Raw genomic sequence first — 18435 nt, 5'->3', positions numbered from 1 at the left:
CGCGGAAAAAGCAGGTTCATCCCGCCGGATGCAGTTCCTGCCAGTCATGTCCGTCGAACAGGGCGACATGGAAGTCGCAGGCGAACAGCAGGTTTTGATCCTTGTATGAGAGGTGCCCGCCTCCAGGTGATGGCGGCAGGCCGGTGTCCACCGGGCTCAGCGCGCCATCCCTGTCGATGCAGAACAGGTTGCCCTGGTCGGTGCTGAGATAGATTCTTCCAAATGCCGCCTCGATGCCTGAGAAGGTTTCATGTGTGGCGTCGTGCTCCAGCGTGTGCAGGGCTTCTCCGTCTCCCATGACGATCGTGCCTTCGGCTCCGGCAGCGATGAATCTCGTGCCGCCGAGATGCTTGATGGCTTCCAGTCGGACGTGGGTGGGGCTGTCCAGCTTTTTCCATGTCCCGGATGTCGAGAGCCATATTTCCCCACCGAGCCCCGCCGCAACCAGCCAGTTTTCGTCCGCGCCATCAATGTCGTGGAAGCTGCCGATTTCGTCGCTTGAACGAGGAATGACGCAGCCATGGTCGCTGCGCGTCCATCCTGTCTCGCCAAGCTTTCGCCTGAAGACCTGGCGTGCCGTGCCGGCCACGTAGGCATGGCCGCCGATGATCCGGATACAGTGCAAGGGGCACAGGATGCCGGGGCCGGTTTCATTGGCGCCCACGGTGATGTGTTCTTCTTCGGCCCCATCGAAATCTGCCGTTTCGATGTGTCCATCGATTCCGGCAGTGATGAGCTTTGCAACGCCGTTCTCCTCGTAACTGGCGATTCCGGCCAGTCGATGCTCGAAGGACCATCTGTCCCAGTCGCCATCGGCATGCTCAAACAGGATGGCGTGATCGACGCCATCGTCCTCGAGTTCCACAGCCACTCCGGCGACATAGATCTTGCTGGCATTCAGGACCGAACAGCAGGTGAAGCCAAACTCCTTGCTCATGTTTTGATTTCCTGGAAAAGCAGGTGCGTGTGGGGTCAGCGTCCGTCGTGGGCATTGCGGGCATGGCCCGACTGGCGGCAGTCCGCCGGTGCCGTCACGATCTTGCCCCCACGCAGCCACTCTACGACACCCACCGGACCAGGCTAGGAAAATTCCTACCCCGCCAGGCGCAGTTGCCCGACTGTCTTTCCGGCCGATTGCCCGGACCATGCGTGGGCGCCCGGCATGGGCGCCACCGGCCAGCAGCGCCGGTCCCACACATGGAATGTCAAAGGAGTGCCTACGTGTCCCAGAACCTTGTTGAAATGACCCTCACCGATGCGCAGATCGCCGCGGTGGTCGCCGGCCTGCAGCAGATCGAGGAGGCCTTGCCCGCGCTGCTGTCGATGGAGAGCGGCGACCGCCGTGGCCTGATGCTGATGGGCCCGCGCTCGGAGCCGTTCGCGCGGCAGGTGCTGCGCGTGCTGGAGCAGAACCCGACCATCGTGCCGCCCAGCCTCGACCTGGCCGCGGCGCAGGCCGACCTGCTCGCCTTCGACCAGCTCAAGCCCTTGCTGGAGCGCCTGCAGCGGTTGGTGTCGCGGGTGGACGACACCGTGGCGGCCCTGGGCAGCGACGTCATGGACGTGGCGCTGGAGGGCTATGGCCAGATCAAGTTGTCCGGCGCCGCGCAGGGCCTGGACGAGCTGCGTCGGGAAATCGGCGGCCGCTTCGCCCGCACCCGCCGGAGGGCCGTCGAGCCCAGCTGACCCGGCCCCACCGCGCAGACACGACAGGCCGCCTCCGGGCGGCCTGTTGCGTTCCGGGCCCCGCCCGGCATGCAGGCGCCCGCGCGGGGCGGGCGGCAAGGCGCACTCCAGGTGCGAGTGCCGGGGTGAAATGGATGCCGCGTCGCATAGGTTGGATGCGGTTCTGGCACGGATCAACCGGATGGCGGGTGACCACTTGCGGTCAAGCGCGGACCTGTCAGGCGATGTTGAAAACATCGGCGAAGCGACTCGGCGCGCCACCTTGCATGGTCTCTAGATAGGGGTATGGCTTGATTGCGTCGAGCCAGGCGAAATAGCTCGCTTCCGACACGTGCCTGCGCGCACCAGCCAGTACCGCCTCACAACGGTCCGGGGACAACAAGGGCAGCGGCGATGGCGATGGTTCGTGAACACCGGAGAAGTCTCCCTTCAGTACGTGCGCCCCGAGCCACACAACGTTTGTAGACAGGTCGGAATCGAGCTTGGCCAGCTCCAGGACGCGCCCCGCAAGCAAAGGATGGGCTGCCAAAAGCCAGTTGTAGAGTTGCGACGTCCACAGCGGGCAACGGATTGCGAATACCGAGTCGAGCCAGGCGTCGAGTTCGTCCTCGTCGAGGTACTTCGCGCAGAAGAACATGCCCGCCGAGAAGTCCCCGCACGCCACGTTCCACTCAAACGCAGCGCGCCGCCCGCCTGCGAACGGGTCTTCCGGCGCCGGAACCGCCAGCCGATCTCCTGTCCAGCGGGACGGATCCATCAGGCAGCGGCCCAATGTCTGCCGCGCGTCATCGGCGAAACCGGGGTATGGCTCGTCTATGCGGCGCGGATGCACGGCGATGAACGCCGTGACGAGGTGCTGGTACAGACTGTCGAACGATCGCTCTGTGTGGCGGGGGACGAGCTGTGCCAGCAGGTAGCGATACCAGGCGGTCCACTCGTCCATGGGGCCGAAACTGGAATTTCCAGATGCAATCTCCTCGAGCGGTTCGCGCAGCTCTTCTAGCGAAAGTTCCTCGAGGTCGCCGAGCAGCAGATCGAACATCCGCCGCTCGCCCATGAACCAGGCTTCACCCATCGGTTCTGCAGGACGACGGAAGTGGTCGCGCATACGCTGAATGCAGCTGGCATGGGGGCCGTCACCTGGACGCCAGACGAAGGGGCGCGGAATCTCGGGCTGTGGATGTTTGCGAGGCGAGGGCATTCGACGATTCTACCGGCCTCCGGGATGCGTGGCTCTGTCGCTTGCGACCCGCTCCCGAATGCCAGCCCCGGGTCGGAAGCGGCCGAGCGATCGGTACCGGCAGACCGTGCATGGCCAGCCTTCACGGTGTTCCGCTGAATCGAAATCCGCATGCCTGGTGCCCGACATCAGCCGCCAGATCGCCGACGTCGCCCGTCAGATCAACGACTTGAACGATGGAGTCAACGACCTGGAGCGTGAAGTCAACGACCTGGAACACGAGGTCATCGACTTGACGCGCGAAGTCGGCGATATGAAACGCCAAGTCACCGACCTGGAACGTCAGGTCACGGACTTGATGCGTCAGGTCGACGACTTCGCGTGCGAAGTCGCGTACGTGACGCGTGGAATCAATGGCTTGGCGCACGAAGCCCATCACTCCGGGCGGCCCCGCAAGGGCGATGCCGGGCTTGGCGCCACGCTGGCGCAGGCTTCACCGGGAGTTTCCTAGGCTGGGCCCCTCCACCTCCGGAAAGGTGAGCGCATGGCAACGAAAGCCACCAGGAACGCCGGAAAGCGGCCGCGCAGCGCGACAAAGAAAGCGGCCAGGAAGCCGACCCGCACGCCCGCGAAGAAGGCCGCGGCCCAAAAGTCGGCGAGCCGCGCCACGAAACAGACGACCAAGAAAACCGCAACGAAGAAGACCGTCGGAAAGGCGAAGAAGAAGCCCGCCACGAAGCGGGCGAAGAAGACAACAGGCTCCGGCCCGCGCCTGCTGTCGGGCGGCAACCCGCAGATCCCGAAAGGCGAGGGCAATGCACCGGTGCGCGCCTATCTTCAGGCGATCCCCGGGTGGAAACGCGCCGTCGCCAGGCGCCTTGACACGCTGATCGGCCGCACCGTCCCTGGCGTGCGCAAGGCAGTGAAGTGGAACTCCCCGTTCTACGGCGCTCCGCGTGCCGAGGGCTGGTTCCTCTCGTTCCACTGCTACGACCGTTACATCAAGGTCACGTTCTTCCGCGGCGAGTCCCTGCACCCGGTGCCGCCGGAAGCCTCCAAGGTGCCGGATGTCCGCTATGTCCACCTGCGCGAAGGCGACGCCTTCGACGCCCGGCAGCTCACCGATTGGGTGGAGCAGGCCAGCCGCCTCCCGGGCGAAAAGATGTAGCGCATGGGCTCCGCCGTTCCCGTGGAGCTTCGAGAATGAACGGGATGGCGGCTGTGGGCCGTCGTCAGTGCGAATGCATCGCGGTCAGCGACGCGTTCAGGTGGTTTTCCTCCAGCAGCTGGCGCAGGCGCCGCTCGACCTCCGGCAGGTCGCGCAGCTGGTGCGCGGCATACAGCGAGTACGTCGGCCGTCCGCGGAAGAGGTTGCGGGCGACGCTGACCTGCGGCGTCTGGCAGGCGCGGGCCCACAGGGCGTGCAACTGCGCCGGGCCGATGCTCTGGCTGGGGCTCAGGGTGAAACGGAAGACCGCCATATAGGATTTCATCGGATGCTCGCGCAGGTGGGGTCAGTAGAGGACGAGGGGGATGCCGCGCGTGCGGTGGTCGCGGTAGTCCTCACGGACGGCCTGGCAGTACGGCCCGTCCATGACGAAGCGGCGGCACACCGAGGGGCGGCTCTCGTAGATGGAGCAGCACATGCGCGCACCGTCCAGCGCGACGCACCAGCCATCCTTGTCCTTCGCCATGACGTGCAGGCCGGCGGCGGTATGGGTGGTGAGATGTCCGGCGACCCGGTCTTCCGGCTGCAGGACCACCGTGAGGCGGCAGCACACGGCGTCGCAGCGGCTGCACAGCGGGACGTCGGCGGCGACGGCGCTCATGCGCGCGGCCGCTCGCGGGCGGGTGGGGTCGGGGCGGGGAAGGAATGGCCTGGCATGGGCGCTCCCGGGAAGCGACACCCGAAACGGGTGGTCACGCATGGAGGGAGCGAAACCGGCGACGGCAGTCGGAGGGGACGCGCGAATGCAACGGTGGTGCGGCTGCCAGCTTACACAACTAAACCCGTGGCGGGGTGACGGCGCGGTCGGCAGTGCCCGGGCAGCGGCCCTGCGCGCCCGCAACGGTGGGGCGGAACCTCCATTCCGCGCCATCTTCTTTCGGGCGCGTTTCTTTCGGACGCGGCTGTTCAGGTCCCGGTGGCCGGTCTTCGCGGGAATGAAGGCCGGGTTCATGTACCCGGGGGCTTCGTCGGCGTTCCTTTTAATGACTCAAATCAACATGCCGGCGCCCATGCTGGCGGAGGATGCCTGCTGTTTCCACAGCGGAGAACCGGCGTGGACGAGACGATCCGGCGGAAGATCCAGGCGCTGCTCGATGCGCACCGCATCATGACCATCGCGACGCTGCGCCCCGATGGCTGGCCGCAGGCAACCACGGTGGGCTATGTCAACGAGGGCCTGGTGCTGTATTTCCTGTGTGGGCTCGAGAGCCAGAAGGCCGCGAACATCGCGCGCGACGACCGGGTGTCGCTGACCATCGACCACGACACGCCGGACATCATGCGCATCACCGGTCTGTCGATGGCCGCGCGGGCGAGGCCCGTGCTCGACCCCGCGGAGGGCGGGCGCATCCTGCGCCTGCTCCCCGGCAAGTACCCCGAACAGAAGACGCCGCTGCCGATACCGATGCCCACGGCCGACCAGGTCCGCATCTTCCGCATCGAGCCGGTGGTGATCTCGGTGCTCGACTACAGCCTGGGCTTCGGCCATACCGACCTGGTCACGTGTTGAGCGCCCTGGCATGGCCGGCGGCGGCGCTGGCCGCGCCCGGCTGTCGCCTCAGTGGCACGGCCCCCGGTAGTCGCCGTGGCCGAGGTGGGCGCTGATCGCTTCGGGCGGCAGCTCCAGTGTCTTCTTGCCCTTGTGGCAGACCAGCCGCTTGCCGGCGGGGCCGCCGAAGTCTCCCGGCAACATGACGCAGGCGGACAGCGGCAGGACGAGCAGGAGGACAAGCAGGTATTTCATCGGGGACGTCTCGGGATGGGATGACGCCCAGCGTAGCAGCGCGCCCGCCGTGGTGCCGTGATGCGTGTGGGGGTCGAGGGAGCGGAACGTGCAGGTCGTCAGCCAGTCGAATCGCCTGACCAGCCAATTCCCACCGTGACAGGAGGGAGTCGGTCCTGTCGCTGGTCCTCGCCGCCGCCTAGGATGCAGGGTCGGAATCCATTATGGAGAGGCACGGGACCATGGCCGATACGCTGACCATCTGGACGTACGATTGGGTGCCGCCGGGGCCGCGCGGCTTCGTGCGCGACCTGCGCCTGCGCTGGGCCGCCGAGGAGGCGGGGCTGGCGCACGAGGTCCGGACGGTGCCGTTCGATGATCGCGAAACCAATCATCTCGACCGCCAGCCGTTCGGGCAGGTGCCGTTCCTGACCGACGGCGAGGTCTCGATCTTCGAGAGCGGGGCCTGCCTGCTGCACCTGGCGGGCAAGAGCGAAGCGCTGATGCCGCGCGATGCGTCCGGTGCGGCGGCAACGCTGCAATGGGTCGTGGCGGCGCTCAACTCGATCGAAATGGTGACCGTGCCCTGGTGGTTCCTGTCGCTGTCCGGCCAGGAGGACAACGGCCTGACCGGCTGGATGGACAAGCGGCTGCAGCAGTTGGAGGCGGTGCTGCGCGAGCGCGAGTGGCTCGCCGCCGACCGCTTCACCGTCGCCGACCTGGTGATGGCGGACGTGCTGCGGGTTTCGAAGCTCCGCGCCCACGGCGAGCGCCCCGCTTCAGAGGCCTATGTCGCGCGTGTCACCGACCGTTCCGCCTTCCGCAAGGCGCACGCCGCCCAGTTCGCGCATTTTGCGGCGGCGGACGAGAGGCGGGCATAGATCAGTCCGTTTTTGCGGTTGCCGGACAGGGGAGCTCGTTCTTTCCCGGTCTTGCGAAGCCGTTTGTCGCCGCGATGACGAAGAGGAGGCTGCCCATGACGTACCCGATGAACCGCCGTTCCTTCCTGGCCCATGCCGCGACGGGCGTTGCCGCCGGATTGGCGGGCGTGGGAGGCCGGCTGGACGCACAGCCGGCCCCGGGTGCGACGGGCGACTCGCTGGACGCGCTGGTCAAGGCCGAGCGTGCGGCGATCGTCGCCGGGATGGCGGCCCAAAGTGTCGAAGGCACGGCTGTCTGCCTCCTCGATCATGGCCGGCCGGTATGGGTCGAAGGCTTTGGCAAGACGGGCGGTCCCGACAGCGTGGACGTGGACAGCGAGACGATCTTCAGCATCCAGTCGACGTCCAAGCACTTCACGGCGGTGGGTGTCCTGCTCGCGGCCCAGGAAGGACTGCTGGACCTCGACGTGCCCATCGTCCGCTACCTGCCGCGATTCAAGGTTTCGAGTCGTTTCGAGGCCAACCCGCAGGACCGCATCACGCTGCGGCTGCTGTTGTGTCACCGGGCGGGACTCACGCACGAGGCACCCACGGGCAACAACTACGAGCCGCAATCGCCCAGCTTCGAGGCGCATGTCCGCAGCATCTCGGATACGTGGCTGCGCTTTCCCGTAGGCGAGCGTTATCGCTACTCCAACCTCGGGTACGACCTTGCGGGTTTCATCCTCCATGAGAGGACCGCAATGCCATACGCGCAATGGCTGCGCCGGAAACTCTTGGAGCCCCTCGGCATGCACGACAGCACGGCCGATCCGGAGGTCTACACCGCCCGGAGGAACCGCGCCGTAGGCCACGAAGAGGGATACGACACGATTCCCGCGGTGACGCCGCTCGTGGCTTCAGGCGGCGTGTACGCGAGTGCGCGCGACATGGCCGCGTACCTGGCATTCCACCTCGACGGCGGACGGGTGCGCGGTGACGCATTGCTGGATCCGGATATCTGGCAGGAGATGCACGGCTTCGGACTGGGCGGCGACTACGGCCTGGGTGTCATCCGCAACGAGGTCCGCTATGGAGAGACCCCCGTGCGCGTGTTGAGCCATCAGGGCGGCGGCTTCGGTTTCGGCTGCGTTTTCGTTTACTGTCCTGCCGCCCGGCTCGGCTGGGCGGCGATGTTCAATCGCCGGGCGTCCGCACCGTACCGCTTCGGCAGCAAGTTGATCGAGGGAGCGCTGACCGGTCGTTTTGGTGCGGCCATGCCGCGGCTGACCGCGAAGGCCATCGCGCCGATCCGGCCGACCGCCGCGTTGCGGCGCGAACTTGTCGGCTCCTATGTCGGCAGGAACGTCACCGCGCGCATCAGGGAGGAGGGCGACGGGCTGCGCTTCGACGAAGACACGGGCGGAACGCACGGCCCCCTGCTGGTGAATGCACCGACGGCGTTCTTCACGGCCGCGCCGGACGGAGACCTCACGGGATACCAGTACGTTCCGGCGGCTGACGGTCTCCCTGCCCATCTGGAATGCGGCAAGGGCGAGGCAAGCCTCGATTACAACGAAGGGCCGAACGATCCACCCGGTCCGGATCTCGACACCTGGGCACGCCATCTCGGCACGTACACCGTCGACCAGTGGGGTAAACCTGCGTTCGACGTAAAGGTGGAACGCCGCAACGGCTACCTGTTCATCAACGGCGTCCGCCTGGTGGTCGAGCAGGAGCCCGGGCTGTTCTTCACCAGCGATGGCGAAGCCGTCGACTTCCGCAAGGACGTCCCGAGATGGCGGAACCTGCGGCTTCGTCGGGGCTGAAGGTTTCAGGCGTCCGGGACAAACGGCGTCGGATGCACCTTCTAGGCAGGAGCCGGTGGTTCAACCGGGCCTGTTCCTGCGTTTCCGCTACCGCGCCTTCGCCAGAAGCTTGCGACGGATGAATTCGGAATGCGGAACGGCGAGCAGGTCGGCCACGCGGCGGACCATCAGCTCCTCGTGCATGTCCAGCCGCGCGTCGGCGAATGCGACCCGCCACAGCCATTCGACGAGTTCGGCACGCTGCTCGGGATCGAGTCCAGGTCGCAGGCCGCGGGTGAATTCATGCAGCGATATCGATTGACGCCGTGCCTCGTGTGCCTGCTCCATCAGCGATTCGAGCTCGGCCGGCGCCATGCCGAATACCTTGGCCATCGCCTGGTGGACCACGTCCAGTTCGACCTGGTCGCCCCCTTCGGCGGTGACCGCCATCTCCAGCAACAGCGCGGCGGCGGCCCGGGGCAGTGCATGCGGGTCGGGCGAGGGTTCGTGATTGTTGACGATGCTCGTAAGAGCCTTGAACCAGTCGGTCAAGACGGTGCCTCCGAGGCGGTACGGCCGAGTTACAGAAGCTGGGGCCTTCCCATGCGATCTCAACCCGACTAAAAGGGGCGGAGACGGTCGTTGCGCCCCCTCGCCTGGGAAGCGTCCACCCCGACCGGCTTTCGAGGAATCGAACCCGTGAATACCCCGTCCCATGTCCCGGCACCTGGTGAGGAAGGCCAGGGCGAACAGTGGGATCGTGTTGCAGCCGGCTGGGAGAAGTGGTGGCGCACGATCGAGAACGCGGCGCGATGCGTCAGCGAACGGATGCTGGAACTGGCGGAGGTGGAACCCGGGCAGCGGGTGCTCGACATCGCAACGGGGATTGGTGAGCCCGCGTTGCTGGCGGCGAGCCGCGTCGGACCCGCGGGACGGGTGGTCGCGACGGACGTTTCATCGCGGATGCTCGACATCGCCCGGGAGCGGGCGGCCAGGGCGGGGATATCGAACGTGGAGTTCAGGCAGGCCGATGCAGCGCGGATGGATTTCCCCGACGGCAGCTTCGATGCGGTTCTTTGCCGATGGGGCGTGATGTCCCTGCCGGATCCGCCGGGTGCGCTGGCGACGATACGCCGCATGCTCGTGCCCGGCGGTGCGTTCGCCACGGCGGTGTGGGCAGGGGCCGGCAGCCGCCCGCTGGCGGATCTTGCGGAGGCTGTCGCCCGGGAAACGTTCGGTCTACCGGCACCAAGGCCACAGGCGCCTTCGTTGCCCGGACCGGCGCAGGACGCGTTGGAGAAGGCGATGATCCACGCCGGATTCGCGGACGTCCGCGCCGAACCGGTCGAGCTGACCCTGGAGTGGGCATCCACCGACGAGTGCACGCAGTACGTGCTGGACGTGTCTCCGGACCTTGCCGCCCTGTTTCTCGACAGGCCGTCCGGGCAGCGGACGGAATATCGGCGCCGGCTCGCCGAAGGGCTTCGGCCGTACCTGTCCGCCGATGGCAGTGTCCGCATCCCGAACACGACGATCTGCGCGGCGGGGCGGCGCTGAGGGACCGCTGTCATCCCGCCATGGCCGGGCCTGCTGAACCTGCGCAACCGGCCTGACGGCGGGTCGACGACGTGCGCGATGCATTGATGCATCGATGGCTCGATGCGGCGCGCATTGCGTTCTACGAAACCCCACCCAGCCTGTGGGGCATCTCGGCGGGCGGAATCTATGTCAGGGAGGATGCGAATGTCGCGCAGGCCAGGCGCCTGATGGCCGATTGCCAGGCGCAACGCCGTGCGCGCCGAGCGCGAGGCCGCGGTCCGCGACGGGACCGCGGAGACGTTCTGGACCGTGCTGCGTGCCGGACCCTTGCGCATCGTGCTGACGGTGATCGCGATCGTCCTCCTGCTCGGTCTGATGGCGCTGCCGATGATCCGGCTTCGTGGGGGCTGAAGCGGGGGGCGAACCTGTTCAGGTTCATTCCCGCGCCTGAATCGTCCCTGTTCCATTCCCGGCAGCATCGGCGCCGTAGTGCGAGAATGCCGCCCCCTCCGTGCCTTCCGCGCCGCGACTTTCCTCCAGGATTCCATGAAAACCCCCACCGCGCTGCAGGCGCTGATCGACGACGGCGTCATCGACGCGGTGCTGCGACCACTCAAGAGCGGCAAGGAGGCGTCGGTCTACGTGGTGCGCAGCGGCGGCGAGGTGCGCTGTGCGAAGGTCTACAAGGACATGGCGCAGCGCAGCTTCCAGCAGCGCGTGCAGTACCAGGAAGGACGGAAGGTGCGCGGCAGCCGCGAGATGCGCGCCATCGGCAAGGCGACCCGGTACGGGCGCAAGCAGCAGGAAGCGGCCTGGAAGAACACCGAGGTGGATGCGCTGTACCGGCTGCGCGACGCCGGCGTACGCGTGCCGGAGCCGTACGGCTACTTCAACGGCGTACTGGTGATGGAGCTGGTGGTGGACGCCGATGGGCATTCCGCGCCGCGGCTGGGCGAAGTGGAGCTGTCGCACGACCAGGCCTGCGGTTTCCATCGCTTCCTCATGCGGCAGGTCGTGAAGATGCTGTGCGTTGGCCTGATCCACGGCGACCTGTCGGAGTACAACGTGCTGGTGGCGCCCGACGGCCCGGTGATCATCGATTTCCCGCAGGTAGTCGACGCCGCCGGCAACAACGCCGCGCGCACGATGCTGCTGCGCGACGTCAACAACCTCACCGCCAGCCTGGGCGCCTGGGCGCCGGAATTGCTGGAGACCTGGTATGGCGAGGAGATGTGGGCACTGTTCGAGTCCGGCGCGCTGCGGCCTGACAGCGAGCTGACCGGGGAGTTCGCCCACGACGAATCGGTGCCCGATATCGATGGCGTGCGACACGCCATCAACGATGCACGCGAGGAAGCGTTGATACGCCAGCAGGGCCGTGAAGCCGCGGCGCAGGACGGCTGAGACCATCCATCGGTGCGTCGAGCGGGCGCAGTTCATGGCTTTCCGGTCGGCATCGATCGGGTCAGGGGCGAACTGTCGCTGCCCGTTCCGCCCTGTCGCAAGGACCCGATCGACGTGAGCCTGTAGTTGGGTGCGCCGGCAGGGCCGCAAGTCCGATCCACGGTGACGCCAGAAAGACGAGGGTCGGAGCCGCTTCCCCCGGACATCGATCGGGCGGGCGGCTCGCATGGCCGCCCGATCGTCCCGCGCAGGGCCAGGGCCCCTCTGTCCGGTGATGTGGAAAACAGGGGACAGGGTGCGCTTTCCTCGAACAGGAAGACCCGGATTCTTCCGGGTCTTTCGTTTTGCCTGAGCGGGGCAGGCTTCAGACCGGAGCAAAGCCCTTGGTCGCCTTCTTGTCGCGCTTCTCGGCCCGCTTCTCCTTCATCGACTTGGCCGGCTTCTTCTTCTGGTCCTTCTTCTGGTTCAGGCCCTTGCTCATGTGCTTCTCCTCGGCGCCTCGGCGCTGGACTGCGGTCGCAGTCGGTCCGCGGAGTATGCGCCCAAAAACCGAGGGCAGAGCGAGCACCCCGACAACAACCGGGGATCTTGATCCCATGGACAGCAACGAGCAAGAAGGGCGGAGGGAGGCGGCGGCAAGGCAAACTGCCAGCATCCTTGGTACCTCTGACAGCCCGGATGACCCAAATCCTGGACTTGTCCAGACCTTGCAAGCGGAAGTCGGGGTCGGCCCCGCTCTCGTCGAAACGATCGCCTGCAGTTTGATTGGCGCACCGTCCATGGCACGCGGTACCGCAGAGCCAGCCAGGTTCTCTAAAGGGCGTCGAGAAATGCCTTCACATCGTCGCCAGAAAGATCTTCGAAAGAGGCGCGCCTGGCGGACTTGTTTGGGGGCCAATAGCCGCCCACCGGCGTATACGCACGTATTGCGCCGCCAACTTCCACCTTCTTGGCGAAAAAGAAGATGCCGCTCCCTTTCGAAGACAGGACGCTGTACTGCAGGTTATGGGTCCTGGCGAGTTTCAAGGATGCTTCCGCTGATGCTAGGTCGGAGAGCCCGAGAGCCGTGACTGATCCGGATGCACCTACCTCGAACACCGCGGCCCTGCTTTTCGCGAGTGCAAGCGTATAACGGTCAACCTCGGCAATTCTCATGACCAGCCAGAGCGAGTTGAAGCCGATCTGCCGCGGGTCCACCTTGCCGATGGCGGTCCTGGCCGACGTCAGGAACGCTGGCATGTTGACCGGTTCCTTGTAGCTGAGCCCTTCGGCCACGAAGAGGTAGGATGTGTTCGATTGAAATTCGACGGTGATCCCCGCTTCGTCAACGCCGAGACTGCTGCCTGGGATCGTGGGCGCATTGCCCTTGAGCTTGGAGGTGGCCTTCACGCCGGTCGCGCTCTGCAGGCTCAGCTGCTCGGCCTTCTTCGTTGAGTGCAGTTCCTGCGGCTCTCCGCCGAAATTGTAGATGCTGCCGATCTTTTCGATATTGCTCTTGTTGAACGTGCCAATGGAATAAAGGTCGCCGACATTCGAGCTGTTGCCCAATGGTTGTGAAGGCAGAAATCCGGCGAGGTTCGCGTGAATCGATTTCGCATACTCCCTGATCGCGGTCATAACCGTTCCCCTGTCGATTCTGTTTGATCTGCTTCGGTCGACTCAGCCTGGCTTCCTCTGGCAAGTCGATGGGAGTATGTCGATTGAAACGAGGTATGTAAAACGGCAATAAAAGGACGGGGAACCACCTTGCGGGTCATTGCCGGGCCGGTTTGCATGCGTGATCGACAGGTCTCTCCCAGGTTGCGCCGGGTCAGAAGAAGGGGGGTGATAAATGGGAGATCCCATGGGGTCTGCGGCGGATTATCCGCGTTCAAGAAGGCGATGCCGCGATCTCGGTGGCGTGGAACTGGTGAGTCCGGTGTCATTCCAGTCCGTCCAGTATCTGCGCTCCGCCGATGGACTGATCGCACGGTTTGCCGTAACGAGGGACATCCCGTGTGCGATGGCAACCAGGTTTACTGTGATGACGGTAAGGTCGAACAGGCAAGTTTGCAGCCTGCATGCCGAGGCATCGGCAGTGCAGGCCGGAGAGTCTTGGCAGCCCTCTATCGCAGCCGTGCGTCCAGCCCTTGCCGTTCGGCCATGCGCCCGATGAGCCAGACGAACGGTTCGACCTGGCCGCCGAGCACGCAGCCGCCCCCGATGACGCTGTCCAGCAGGCTCTGCACGTCGGATACGCACAGCGCGGAGATCGCGCGGTCGTCGGAGAGCTGCAGCGTGCAGGATGGCGCATGCGGGGCAGGCGGGCCTGCCAGTGCGACGTCGCGCCCATCGATCCGTATCGCGACGGGGGCGCCGTCGTCCGGCAGCCCGATCGACACCGCGAGGCTCGGCATCGGACCCGACGACGCGGCCAGCATCTTCTGGAGATGGCTGGCGAAGGCCGCTGCCCACGCCTCCACGCCGGGACGCCCCGGATGGGCGCCGCGCGCTTGGGTCTGCTGGCCCGGTGCGCCGGTGTCCTCGTCGGATGCGATCGACCGGTCTGCTTGCGATCCATTGTCGCCGGCCGCGTGAGCGGTCGCGGCCGGGCGTGCCGCCTTCGCTTCGCGTTCCACGTCGATCAATGTCTGGAGTGTCCTGTCCACGTCCTCGCGGGTATGCGATGCCGAGCAGATGAACCGCAGGCGGCCGCGTCCGCGCTCCACGATCGGATAGGTGACGGCGGTGGTGTGGATGCCGCGCGCGTGCAGGCCGCGCGCGATGGCGTAGAGCAGGTCGCTGTCGAAAAAATGCGGAGTGACGATGGGGCCGTCGCCGGTGCCGAGGTCGTAGCCGGCTTCGGAGAAGCGCTCCCGCATGTAGCGGGTGGTGTCCCAGAGCCGCTCGCGCAGCGCGTCGTCGGTGCGGAGCCGCCGCAAGGCGGCGAGCGCGGCGGCGATGTCGGCGGGCGTGGCGGTCGCCTGGAAGACATAGGCCCGGGCGGAGGTCTTGAGCAGGGCGACGTGCTCCTCGCTGGCAGCGATCACGCCGCCGAGGCTGCCGAGCGCCTTGCTGAGCGTGGTCATGATGAAATCGACCTGGTCGGTGACGCCCTGGGCCGCGCAGATGCCGGCGCCGCGTGGACCGTAGAAGCCGAACGAGTGCGCCTCGTCCACGAGAACGAGCGCACCGTGCCGTTTGGCGGTGCGCACGATGTCGGCCACCGGCGCGGTTCCCTCTCCCATGCTGTAGACGCCTTCGAGCACCACCAGGGTCGTGTGGTAGGGAGATGCTTCGGCTTCAAGCACCGACTGCAGGTCGGACGCATCGTTGTGTTTGAAGGTCCGGATCCTGGCGCCGCTCAGGCGCGCGCCGTCGACGATGGACGCGTGGCAGAGCTGGTCCATCACGACCACGTCCTTGTCGCCCACCATGCCCGCGATCACGCCGAGATTCGCGGTGAATCCCGTGGAGAACAGGCATCCGGCAGGCTTGCCCACCAGCTCCGCGAACTCCTTCTCGAACTGCAGGTGGAGATCGGTCATGCCGGATGCGGTCGGGGAGGTTCCCATCCCGGTGCCGAAGCGTTCCAGGGCCGATCGGGCTTCCTGGATGACGTCCTTGTCGCGGTTCAGGCCGAGATACAGGTTGGTGCTCCAGATGATCGCTTCGTGCTCTTCGCCGGTGTGCACGTCGGCGACCGTGCCCTTGTGGCCGCTGCCTGTGCGTACCAGCTTGCTGTACGGCTCCCGTCCCGAGCGGGTGAGCAGGCTCTTGAGCGCGCGGATGAGCGTGCCCTTGTCGGTCGCGGACCAGGCGGGTGCCCGTGCCGCCAGGAACGGCGGATGGCCGGACTGGATCTGCGCCTGGAAATGCCCCAGCGTGTCGGCGGCCGCGCGGCTCGCCCGGTCGTGGATCCGATCCGCGGCGCCGCTTTCCAGGACATCGAGCAGGTGATCGGTAACGGCGGCGGGCGTGGGGTATTCGACCAGGATCGATGCGGGCAGCTTCCGGCCCAGCACCGTGGACAACCGATGGCTCAGTTCGACCGAGTCCAGCGAGTCGAGGCCGAGGACTTCGAACGCCTGGTGCGGCGGAACCTGTGCGGGATCGCGAAGGCGGAGGAAGCGCGCGATCTCGGCCTGGATGGTCGCCAGCAGGGCCGCATGCCGTTCGCTGCTCGACAGGCCCGCAAGGCGAGACGACAGTTCCCCGGCCTTGTCGGAGACCTTGATGCCTGCATGCGGGTCCGCCGTGTCGGATATGCCGTAGTCCCGCCCCAGTTCCGGGCGCGGAAGCCGTTTGCGGTCGAGCTTGCCGTTGGGGAGGCGCGGCATGTCGGCGAGCCGCATCACCACCTGGGGCACCATGTACCTGGGCAGCCGCTCCGCCACGCGCATGCGCACGGCCTCGTTGGTCACCGCCTCGTCCCGGCTGGTCACGTACCCGACGAGCAGGGTCTTGCCGCCCTCGACGTCGACGACCGCCGCCGCTGCATCGTCGACGCCCTCCATCGACTCAAGCGCGGATTCGATCTCCTCCAGTTCGATCCGGAAACCGCGGAGCTTGACCTGCTGGTCGAGTCGACCCAGGAATTCGATCTCGCCGTCTTCCGTCCAGCGGCATCGGTCTCCGGTCCGGTACAGCCGTTGGTCCGGGATCTGGCTGCCCGCAGGTCCGTTCGGATCCACCTCGACGAACCGCTCCTTCGTGCGCGCTTCATCGTGAAGATAGCCACGTGCGAGCTGGTCCCCCGCCAGGTACAGCTCTCCCGGCACGCCTTCCGGCACTGGCCGCAGGGCGTCGTCCAGGATGTAGGCGCGGCAGTTCAACGCGGGTCTGCCGATCGTGACCGCCTTCACGCCAGGCGGAAGTTCGACGGCGGTGCAGTAGACCGTGTGCTCGGTCGGCCCGTACACGTTGAGCACGCGCGGCCGTTGCGCCAGCGCGTGCAGTTGTTCCACCAGCGGGAGCTTGAGCACGTCGCCGCCGAGCACGACGCAGCGCACGCCTTCCGGCAGCCCGCCGGCCGCGAGCAGGCCCTGCATCGCCGACGGCACCATGACGGTCGTGCGTACCCGGTCCGCCGACGGCAGTTCCGGCAGCGCCAGCGCGTTTTCCGACAGCACCACCGTTCCGCCGAGCGACAACGTCCCCAGGATCTCCATGACGGAGGTGTCGAAACAGATCGAGGCCGCCGCCAGCACGCCCGAGAGCTCTTCGTCGTCCAGCAGCTTGCGCATCGACCGGGTCATCGCCACGACGCTTCGATGTTCGACCGCGACGCCCTTGGGCTGTCCGGTCGAGCCCGACGTGTAGATGACATAGGCGAGATCCCGTGCCGAGGGGCCGGGTATCGTGTCCGGCAACCGTTCGCCTGTCGCGTCGAGTCGCACCAGCTCGGTTGCCCCGGCGCAGAGCCCGGCCTGTTTCTCGCCGTCCACGATGACGGCCGCCGCCCGGGCGTGCTCCAGCATGTAGCGCACCCGCTCCCGCGGATATTCGGGATCCAGTGGCACGTATGCGCATCCTGCCCGCAGGACGCCCAGCAGAGCCGCCACCAGTTCCCAGGTGCGGCCCATGCACACGCCGACCAGGGCTCCCGGCTGCACGCCCCGCGTCACCAACTTGCCTGCGATGGCGTTCGCCCGTGCGGCCAATTGCGCGTAGTCGATCTGCGCATGTCCGTCGATGATCGCGGTGCGTCCCGGATGTGCCTGTGCCTGTTTCTCGAAGAGCCCCCAGATGGTTTCCATCCGGTCGTAGGGTTGCGCGGTCCGGTTCCACTCGACGAGCACGCGGTGCGCCGCATCTGCCGTCAGGGAGGCGGCGCTCCCGGCGGGTGCGATTGTGTTTTGCGTCACGTTTTCCTGCGTGTGACGTTGTTCCGACCGCTGCATCGAGCACTCCTTGCTGGGAAATCGGCTTGGCAGTCTAGTCCCTGTGTCGGCGAAAGGGCATGCCAGGGAGCACAAGATGACGCGTCTGCGTGCTGTTCAGGCGGTGTATGGCGCAAGCCGCCGGGCGGGCGCTTGACGATGGATCGAGGCAGGCAGGGAAAGGCCGGGCGGGCACGGCACGATGCGCGGTTCGCTGCAGCGTCTGCTGCGGTCGCACACGCGAGAAGTCCGTGCGGGCCAGCCGGATGCCGCGCTCTCACGCCCGATGCCGGGCAGGCTTCCCGGTCGCGGCGTTTCCGGCGAACACCGCCCGTTGCGCGGCGAACGCACGCTGATAGGCGGGTCGCGACTGACCGCGCGCGACGTAGGCGACGAGGGTGGGGAAGTCTTCCAGGATCTCCATGCCTTCCAGGCGACGCAGCACCATCACCATCATCAGGTCGCCGGCGCTGAAAGCGCCGGCGAGCCAGTCGCGAACGCCGAGACGTCCGGAAAGCTGGCCCAGCCGGTGACGGATCCGCTCTTCGAGGAGGGGCAGGCGATGCGCGTACCAGGGCTTGTCGCCTTCGGTGTACGTGACCTGTTCGCGCTCGACGATCGGCGGCTCCACCGTATTGAGCGCGGCGAACATCCAGGCGATCGCACGGGCGCGGGCATTGGCATCCGCGGGCAGCAGGCCCTCGAAGCGTTCGGCGAGATGCAGCACGATCGCGCCCGACTCGAACAGGACCAGGTCGTCGGCTTCATAGGTGGGAATCTGCCCGAAGGGATGAAGCGCCAGGTGTGCGGGTTGCTTCATCTCCTCGAACGACAGCAGGCGCACGTCGTAGGGCCGGCCGACCTCCTCAAGCGCCCACCGCACGCGCATGTCGCGCGCGAGTCCCCGGCCGCCATCGGGCGAAGCCCGGAACGCGGTGATGGTCGGTGTCATTGCAGGTCTCCCGATGCGGATCGAAGTGTCCGTCTACCGGGTCGACGAGCCGCGGGGCGGGAAATCGACAGCACTGCCGGAGCAGGGACAGGCCCGGCAGCGGCTTTGCAGGACTGCCTTGGCCGCAAGGCGGAGCCGGCCTCCAACCCGGGAGCGACGGATCCGCCGTCGTCCCTTGGGGAAGGTCTGAACAA

18 protein-coding genes and 1 pseudogene are annotated in these 18435 nt (G+C 66.6%); 10 read left to right on the top strand and 9 right to left on the bottom strand.

The window, feature by feature from the left end; all coding sequences use genetic code 11:
- Positions 1–16: 16 nt before the first annotated feature.
- Positions 17–937: a beta propeller repeat protein gene (locus L3V18_RS02975; RefSeq protein WP_237053106.1), complete on the bottom strand. Its 921-nt coding sequence runs from the start codon at positions 935–937 to the stop codon at positions 17–19.
- Between the two features lie 284 nt (positions 938–1221).
- Between L3V18_RS02975 and L3V18_RS02970 the strand changes: the two genes are divergently transcribed.
- Positions 1222–1686: a hypothetical protein gene (locus L3V18_RS02970; RefSeq protein ID WP_237053105.1), complete on the top strand. Its 465-nt coding sequence runs from the start codon at positions 1222–1224 to the stop codon at positions 1684–1686.
- A gap of 217 nt (positions 1687–1903) precedes the next feature.
- On the opposite strand, the gene L3V18_RS02965 is transcribed toward L3V18_RS02970, so the two are convergent.
- A complete protein-coding gene (locus L3V18_RS02965; RefSeq protein ID WP_237053104.1) occupies positions 1904–2794 on the bottom strand; it encodes a hypothetical protein in 891 nt (296 codons plus the stop codon).
- 250 nt (positions 2795–3044) lie between these two features.
- Here L3V18_RS02965 and L3V18_RS02960 point away from each other — a divergent pair, with 250 nt between their 5' ends.
- Positions 3045–3377 carry a hypothetical protein gene (locus tag L3V18_RS02960; RefSeq protein ID WP_237053103.1) on the top strand — a complete coding sequence of 111 codons (333 nt, stop codon included), beginning with the start codon at positions 3045–3047 and terminating at the stop codon, positions 3375–3377.
- Positions 3378–3410: 33 nt separating this feature from the next.
- The gene (locus tag L3V18_RS02955) at positions 3411–4034 is read left to right on the top strand and encodes a DUF1801 domain-containing protein (protein WP_237053102.1); all 624 of its coding nucleotides are present in this window, start codon (positions 3411–3413) and stop codon (positions 4032–4034) included.
- A gap of 64 nt (positions 4035–4098) precedes the next feature.
- Here L3V18_RS02955 and L3V18_RS02950 read toward each other — a convergent pair whose 3' ends face one another.
- Both L3V18_RS02950 and L3V18_RS02945 read right to left on the bottom strand, forming a co-directional pair.
- Positions 4099–4359: a hypothetical protein gene (locus L3V18_RS02950; RefSeq protein ID WP_237053101.1), complete on the bottom strand. Its 261-nt coding sequence runs from the start codon at positions 4357–4359 to the stop codon at positions 4099–4101.
- Positions 4360–4380: 21 nt separating this feature from the next.
- Entirely contained in the window at positions 4381–4695 is a 315-nt protein-coding gene (locus L3V18_RS02945) for a YkgJ family cysteine cluster protein (RefSeq protein WP_237053100.1), read from the bottom strand.
- Positions 4696–5148: 453 nt separating this feature from the next.
- Between L3V18_RS02945 and L3V18_RS02940 the strand changes: the two genes are divergently transcribed.
- Positions 5149–5604: a pyridoxamine 5'-phosphate oxidase family protein gene (locus tag L3V18_RS02940; RefSeq protein WP_237053099.1), complete on the top strand. Its 456-nt coding sequence runs from the start codon at positions 5149–5151 to the stop codon at positions 5602–5604.
- A gap of 48 nt (positions 5605–5652) precedes the next feature.
- Here L3V18_RS02940 and L3V18_RS02935 read toward each other — a convergent pair whose 3' ends face one another.
- The gene (locus L3V18_RS02935) at positions 5653–5838 is read right to left on the bottom strand and encodes a hypothetical protein (RefSeq protein WP_237053098.1); all 186 of its coding nucleotides are present in this window, start codon (positions 5836–5838) and stop codon (positions 5653–5655) included.
- A gap of 221 nt (positions 5839–6059) precedes the next feature.
- On the opposite strand from L3V18_RS02935, the gene L3V18_RS02930 reads away from it, so the two are divergent.
- Positions 6060–6698, top strand: a complete 639-nt coding sequence (locus tag L3V18_RS02930) for a glutathione S-transferase family protein (protein ID WP_237053097.1) — start codon at positions 6060–6062, stop codon at positions 6696–6698.
- Positions 6699–6793: 95 nt separating this feature from the next.
- Complete coding sequence (locus L3V18_RS02925) at positions 6794–8506, top strand: serine hydrolase domain-containing protein (protein ID WP_237053096.1); 1713 nt, start codon at positions 6794–6796, stop codon at positions 8504–8506.
- An 87-nt stretch (positions 8507–8593) separates the two neighbouring features.
- Here L3V18_RS02925 and L3V18_RS02920 read toward each other — a convergent pair whose 3' ends face one another.
- Entirely contained in the window at positions 8594–9037 is a 444-nt protein-coding gene (locus L3V18_RS02920) for a tellurite resistance TerB family protein (protein WP_237053095.1), read from the bottom strand.
- Positions 9038–9184: 147 nt separating this feature from the next.
- Here L3V18_RS02920 and L3V18_RS02915 point away from each other — a divergent pair, with 147 nt between their 5' ends.
- The 4 genes and pseudogenes from L3V18_RS02915 (at position 9185) to L3V18_RS02900 (ending at position 11428) form a co-directional block, all read left to right on the top strand.
- Positions 9185–10042, top strand: coding sequence for a class I SAM-dependent methyltransferase (locus L3V18_RS02915; RefSeq protein ID WP_237053094.1), 858 nt, complete (start codon positions 9185–9187; stop codon positions 10040–10042).
- 86 nt (positions 10043–10128) lie between these two features.
- Positions 10129–10224, top strand: a pseudogene (locus L3V18_RS02910) (DUF6164 family protein); the annotation flags it as partial.
- Positions 10225–10276: 52 nt separating this feature from the next.
- A complete protein-coding gene (locus L3V18_RS02905; RefSeq protein ID WP_237053093.1) occupies positions 10277–10435 on the top strand; it encodes a hypothetical protein in 159 nt (52 codons plus the stop codon).
- 135 nt (positions 10436–10570) lie between these two features.
- Positions 10571–11428, top strand: a complete 858-nt coding sequence (locus tag L3V18_RS02900) for a PA4780 family RIO1-like protein kinase (protein ID WP_237053092.1) — start codon at positions 10571–10573, stop codon at positions 11426–11428.
- 813 nt (positions 11429–12241) lie between these two features.
- Here L3V18_RS02900 and L3V18_RS02895 read toward each other — a convergent pair.
- The 3 genes from L3V18_RS02895 to L3V18_RS02885 form a co-directional block, all read right to left on the bottom strand.
- On the bottom strand, positions 12242–13045 hold the full coding sequence (locus tag L3V18_RS02895; protein WP_237053091.1) for a hypothetical protein: 804 nt from the start codon (positions 13043–13045) through the stop codon (positions 12242–12244).
- 488 nt (positions 13046–13533) lie between these two features.
- Positions 13534–17385 carry an amino acid adenylation domain-containing protein gene (locus tag L3V18_RS02890; RefSeq protein ID WP_237053090.1) on the bottom strand — a complete coding sequence of 1284 codons (3852 nt, stop codon included), beginning with the start codon at positions 17383–17385 and terminating at the stop codon, positions 13534–13536.
- A gap of 181 nt (positions 17386–17566) precedes the next feature.
- A complete protein-coding gene (locus L3V18_RS02885; RefSeq protein ID WP_237053089.1) occupies positions 17567–18241 on the bottom strand; it encodes a glutathione S-transferase family protein in 675 nt (224 codons plus the stop codon).
- Positions 18242–18435: the final 194 nt, after the last annotated feature.

Origin of the sequence: Marilutibacter chinensis (assembly GCF_021725675.1) — a bacterium.
GTDB classification, from domain to species: domain Bacteria; phylum Pseudomonadota; class Gammaproteobacteria; order Xanthomonadales; family Xanthomonadaceae; genus Marilutibacter; species Marilutibacter chinensis.
The sequence above is the reverse complement of the archived record's forward strand: the minus strand, read 5'-3'. Positions and strand labels throughout refer to the sequence as shown.

Coding starts and splice junctions, on each gene's coding strand:
- L3V18_RS02945 (WP_237053100.1), bottom strand. CDS start 4,695: ATGAGCGCCGTCGCCGCCGACGTCCCGCTGTGCAGCCGCTGCGACGCC.
- L3V18_RS02895 (WP_237053091.1), bottom strand. CDS start 13,045: ATGACCGCGATCAGGGAGTATGCGAAATCGATTCACGCGAACCTCGCC.
- L3V18_RS02885 (WP_237053089.1), bottom strand. CDS start 18,241: ATGACACCGACCATCACCGCGTTCCGGGCTTCGCCCGATGGCGGCCGG.
- L3V18_RS02975 (WP_237053106.1), bottom strand. CDS start 937: ATGAGCAAGGAGTTTGGCTTCACCTGCTGTTCGGTCCTGAATGCCAGC.
- L3V18_RS02950 (WP_237053101.1), bottom strand. CDS start 4,359: ATGAAATCCTATATGGCGGTCTTCCGTTTCACCCTGAGCCCCAGCCAG.
- L3V18_RS02900 (WP_237053092.1), top strand. CDS start 10,571: ATGAAAACCCCCACCGCGCTGCAGGCGCTGATCGACGACGGCGTCATC.
- L3V18_RS02930 (WP_237053097.1), top strand. CDS start 6,060: ATGGCCGATACGCTGACCATCTGGACGTACGATTGGGTGCCGCCGGGG.
- L3V18_RS02965 (WP_237053104.1), bottom strand. CDS start 2,794: ATGCGCGACCACTTCCGTCGTCCTGCAGAACCGATGGGTGAAGCCTGG.
- L3V18_RS02935 (WP_237053098.1), bottom strand. CDS start 5,838: ATGAAATACCTGCTTGTCCTCCTGCTCGTCCTGCCGCTGTCCGCCTGC.
- L3V18_RS02955 (WP_237053102.1), top strand. CDS start 3,411: ATGGCAACGAAAGCCACCAGGAACGCCGGAAAGCGGCCGCGCAGCGCG.
- L3V18_RS02925 (WP_237053096.1), top strand. CDS start 6,794: ATGACGTACCCGATGAACCGCCGTTCCTTCCTGGCCCATGCCGCGACG.